Annotated in this window: 5 protein-coding genes; all 5 read left to right on the forward strand. The window is 69.2% G+C overall.

Annotated features, from left to right (window positions below; all coding sequences use genetic code 11):
* Positions 1 to 114 precede the first annotated feature (114 nt).
* Complete coding sequence (locus tag BHU15_RS32980) at positions 115 to 1,338, forward strand: L,D-transpeptidase (RefSeq protein ID WP_069630494.1); 1,224 nt, start codon at positions 115 to 117, stop codon at positions 1,336 to 1,338.
* Positions 1,339 to 1,575: 237 nt separating this feature from the next.
* On the forward strand, positions 1,576 to 2,820 hold the full coding sequence (locus BHU15_RS32985) for a L,D-transpeptidase (protein WP_069630495.1): 1,245 nt from the start codon (positions 1,576 to 1,578) through the stop codon (positions 2,818 to 2,820).
* Between the two features lie 82 nt (positions 2,821 to 2,902).
* Complete coding sequence (locus tag BHU15_RS32990; RefSeq protein ID WP_069630496.1) at positions 2,903 to 3,673, forward strand: enoyl-CoA hydratase/isomerase family protein; 771 nt, start codon at positions 2,903 to 2,905, stop codon at positions 3,671 to 3,673.
* Between the two features lie 262 nt (positions 3,674 to 3,935).
* Positions 3,936 to 4,445 carry an ATP-binding protein gene (locus BHU15_RS32995; protein ID WP_069630497.1) on the forward strand — a complete coding sequence of 170 codons (510 nt, stop codon included), beginning with the start codon at positions 3,936 to 3,938 and terminating at the stop codon, positions 4,443 to 4,445.
* 80 nt (positions 4,446 to 4,525) lie between these two features.
* A complete protein-coding gene (locus BHU15_RS33000; protein WP_023538531.1) occupies positions 4,526 to 4,741 on the forward strand; it encodes an EF-hand domain-containing protein in 216 nt (71 codons plus the stop codon).
* Positions 4,742 to 4,772 lie beyond the last annotated feature (31 nt).

Here is a 4,772-nt window from a genome sequence, read left to right on the forward strand (position 1 = left end):
GGCAGCCGGGGCGTCCCGGCCCCGGCTGCCCCCGCGTGGTCCTCCCAGCAGTTCTGCCCGCCGGAAGGCCCGCACTCACGTTTCCCTGCGAGGGGGGTAGTCGTTGGGCGGGTCGTGAGACACGTACTGAAGCGGACAGGGACCGGCGTGGCCGCCGCCCTGACATGGGCAGGACTGATCGCGGGGCTGGCCGGACTGACGGGATGCACCGTCGGCGAGACCTTCACCGAAAGCAAGTCCCGGGCGCCTGGGGACACGATCCGGATCAGCCCCGAGGACGGGGCCAAGGACATCAAGCGCGGCGACCGGATCGAGGTGAGGGTCCCGGACGGCCGGCTGGAGCGGGTCGATGTCGCGCAGGTCGAGAACGCGCAGCGCAAGGAGCTGCCGGGCCGGATCTCCGACGACGGTCTGGTGTGGACGCCGGAGGCGGGCGCGAACGTCGTGCTCGCCGCGAAGTACAGCGTCGACGTGATTGCCGTGGACGGCGCGGGCCGCCGCTCGGCCCGCCACTCGACCTTCACCACCGCCGTGCCGAAGCACCGCTTCATCGGCTACTTCAAGCCCGAGAACCGCTCGACCGTCGGCACCGGCATGATCGTCTCCTTCGACTTCAACCGGAAGATCGCGAACCGCGCCGCCGTCCAGCGAGCCATCCGCGTCACCTCCGACCCGCCGGTCGAGATCGTCGGCCACTGGTTCGGCGGGCAGCGGCTGGACTTCCGGCCCCGTGAGTACTGGAAGCCGGGCACCGAGGTCACCGTCGATCTGCGGCTGCGGGACGTGCAGGCGGCGCCGGGGGTCTTCGGTATCCAGGAGAAGAAGGTCGGCTTCAGGGTCGGCCGCTCCCAGGTGTCCCTGGTCGACGCCGGGAAACACACCATGGAGGTACGGCGCGACGGCGCGCTGGTCTCGACGGTGCCGATCACCGCCGGGGCGCCCAAGACCACGACGTACAACGGGAAGATGGTCGTCACCGAGCTGTACGACGTGACGCGGATGAACGGCGCCACGGTCGGCTTCGGCGGTGAGTACGACATCAAGGACGTGCCGCACGCGCTGCGCCTGACCACGTCGGGCACCTTCCTGCACGGCAACTACTGGGCCCCGCCGGACACCTTCGGATCGACCAACGTCAGCCACGGGTGCGTCGGTCTGCGGGACGTGAAGGGCGGCAGCGCGGACACCCCGGCGGGCTGGTTCTTCGACAGGACGCTCGTCGGCGATGTGGTGGAGGTGGTCAACTCGGCGGACAGGACGGTCGATCCGGACAACGGACTGGGCGGCTGGAACCTCGACTGGCGGAAGTGGAAGGCGGGTTCCGCGGTCGCCGGCTGACGGCGGGCAGCCGTGGCGATTCCCTCGCACCCCTCCCACCTGCGTGACCGTCCCTGATTCCACAGGACGTTGGAACGGAACGGTGACAATCCCGGGGAGTCCGGGACGGCCCGCGGTGTGATTGTCTAGCGCCGTGCGCGCGAACGAAGCGCGCGGGGGTGTGGAGCCCGGTCGTGCGTTGTTCGCACCCGGCTCCGAGGCCGTGGTGGGACCCGGCCGTGCGAGGGGAGACGACCATTGAACGGGCAGCCGGTATCGGGGGCATCGGCGAAAGTCGGCCGTGGACGGGGCAGAGGGCTGACGGCGTTCGCGCTGGGAAGCCTGTTGCTGTTCGTGACGGCGTGCGGCGGGGGCGGCGACGCGGACGCGGGCGGTGACGGCAAGGGCGGCGAGGGCGGCGGCAAGGTCGAGAACGCCGCCTCGCAGGCCGTCGTGACGATCGCGCCCAAGGACGGTGCGAAGTCCGTCGCGACGAGCGGCGCGCTCAAGATAGGCGCGAGCAAGGGCAAGTTGACGACCGTCACCGTCGAGGACAGCAAGGGCAACGCGGTCGACGGCAAGATAGCCGCCGACGGTACGGCCTGGGAGCCGGCCCGGCATCTGGCCGGCGCCACCAAGTACACGGTCCACGCGATAGCCAAGGACTCCGAGGGCCGGGTGTCGGCGAAGGACACCACCTTCACCACCCTCGTACCGAAGAACACCTTCATCGGCCACTACACGCCTGAGGACGGCTCGACGGTCGGCGTCGGCATGCCGGTCTCGCTCAACTTCACCCGGGGGATCACCGATCCCGAGGCCGTGGAGAAGGCCATCAAGGTGACCGCCGATCCCGCGGTCCCCGTCGAGCCCCACTGGTTCGGCAACGACCGGCTCGACTTCCGGCCCGAGAAGTACTGGGCCGCGGGCACCAAGGTGACCGTGGAGCTCAACCTCGACGGCGTCGAGGGACGGCCCGGGGTGTACGGCGAGCAGTCCAAGACGGTCAAGTTCACCATCGGCCGCTCCATGGTCTCCACGGTCGACGCCAAGGCCAAGACGATGAAGGTCGTCAAGGACGGCAAGGAGATCAAGAAGATCAACATCACCGCCGGCGCGCCGTCGACCACGACGTACAACGGCCAGATGGTGATCAGCGAGAAGCACAAGGTGACGCGGATGAACGGCGCCACGGTGGGCTTCGGCGGTGAGTACGACATCAAGGACGTGCCGCACGCGATGCGGCTGTCCACGTCGGGCACCTTCATCCACGGCAACTACTGGGCGTCCGCCGGGACGTTCGGCTCCGCCAACGTCAGCCACGGGTGCGTCGGACTGCGCGACGTCCGGGGCGGCTACGACAAGAACATGCCGTCCGCGTGGTTCTACGACCAGTCGATCATCGGCGACGTGGTGATCGTGAAGAACTCCGACGACAAGGACATCGCCCCGGACAACGGCCTCAACGGCTGGAACATGTCCTGGGCCGAGTGGACGAAGTAGTCCACCGGGGGATCTGAGGGCCCGGCGCACCCCGACGGGGTGCGCCGGGCCCTTCCGCGTGGCAGGACCTAATCTGCCTCCTATGTCATCTGTGAATCTCGAAGTCTCGGGCGGCGTCGGCACCATCCGGCTCGACCGTCCGCCCATGAACGCGCTGAACATCGCGATCCAGGACCGGCTCCGTGAACTCGCCGCGGAGGCCGGCCGCCGCGACGACGTCCGGGCCGTGATCCTCTACGGCGGCGAGAAGGTGTTCGCCGCCGGCGCGGACATCAAGGAGATGCGCGACATGGACCACGCGGCGATGGTCGTACGCTCCCGGGAACTCCAGGAGTCGTTCACCGCCGTGGCGCGCATCCCCAAGCCCGTGGTCGCCGCCGTCACCGGCTACGCGCTGGGCGGGGGCTGCGAGTTGGCGCTGTGCGCCGACTTCCGGATCGCCGCCGACAACGCGAAGCTCGGCCAGCCCGAGATCCTGCTCGGCCTGATCCCCGGCGCGGGCGGCACCCAGCGCCTCGCCCGGCTGATCGGCCCTTCCAAGGCCAAGGACCTCATCTTCACCGGCCGTCAGGTGAAGGCACCCGAGGCGCTCGCGATGGGGCTCGTCGACCGTGTCGTACCGGCGGAAGAGGTGTACGAGCAGGCGCACGCGTGGGCCGGCAGGCTCGCCCAGGGGCCCGCGCTCGCGCTGCGGGCGGCCAAGGAGACCGTGGACGCGGGTCTGGAGACCGATCTGGAGACGGGACTCGCGATCGAACGCAACTGGTTCGCGGGTCTGTTCGCCACCGAGGACCGTGAGCGCGGCATGCGCAGCTTCGTCGAGGACGGGCCGGGCAAGGCCAAGTTCCGCTGAGCGCACCCCGGTTGGACAACGGACGCGCGTGCGTCAACCTCGTGCCCGGTTCAGCTCCGCCTTAAGCCAGCCTTAAGGCGGAGCTGTCGATCACAACTGGTGATCACCCGTGTGTGACGTGTTATCGCAGATCAGAGTGGGTAAGAGGGGCAGCTTCCTGCCATGGTCATATGCCAAACCCACCCAAGGGGCTGGACCGTTGGGGGGTGCCGATTCCCCCGGAACGCCCCCGAGAGCCCGTCTGGGCAGCCATGATGGACACATGGCGGGCCTTGAGGGTGTGGAACAACCGCGGCATGGCGGCGACGCGACCGTTACGCGATTGACTCCGGCCGTTGAGGACGAACAGGCGCGCGCGGTGCTCGAACTGTTCGGCAATCCGACGGAGGGGGAGGTCCGGCTGGCGTCCCGCCCCGAGTCCGCCCTCGCGGCGCGCCGACTCACCCACATCGTCGTGCTGCGGCAGTGGGCGCTGCCCCCGCAGATGGCCGAGCACGCGGTGCTGCTCGTCTCCGAACTCGTCGGCAACGCCGTACGGCACACCGGCGCCCGGGTGTTCGGGCTGCGGATGCTGCGCCGCCGGGGCTGGATCCGCGTCGAGATCAGGGACCCCTCCCGCGGCCTGCCGTGCCTGCTGCCGGTGCGCGACCTGGACATCAGCGGGCGGGGGCTGTTCCTGGTGGACAAGCTCTCGGACCGATGGGGCGTGGATCTGCTGCCGCGCGGCAAGACCACCTGGTTCGAGATGCGGGTCTCCGACCGCCACCCCTGACAGCCGGGCCCCCGCCGGGACGGTCACGGCGTGCCGATAATCTGACTCCTGTCAGTAGGGCACAAGAAGGGGCGGAAGCAGTGGCGGACAACGAAGAGGCGCGCAAGGCGTTCGACCGTTTCGACGCGAACAGCGACGGGCTGATCACGGCTGCGGAGTACAAGAGCGCGATGGCGCAGCTCGGCGACTTCCATGTGACGGAGACCGTGGCCCAGGCCGTGATCAACGCCCACGACTCCAACAACGACGGGCTCCTCACGTTCGAGGAATTCCTGGCCTCCCGCGCCAAGGGCTAGGGCCTGTCGGTTGGATCAGGCCGGATGAGTG

This window comes from Streptomyces niveus (assembly GCF_001723055.1).
Lineage (GTDB): Bacteria > Actinomycetota > Actinomycetes > Streptomycetales > Streptomycetaceae > Streptomyces > Streptomyces niveus.

What these genes read in the sequence shown, in the direction of transcription:
- BHU15_RS32990 (WP_069630496.1), top strand. Translation starts at nt 2,903, where the DNA reads ATGTCATCTGTGAATCTCGAAGTCTCGGGCGGCGTCGGCACCATCCGG.
- BHU15_RS32995 (WP_069630497.1), top strand. Translation starts at nt 3,936, where the DNA reads ATGGCGGGCCTTGAGGGTGTGGAACAACCGCGGCATGGCGGCGACGCG.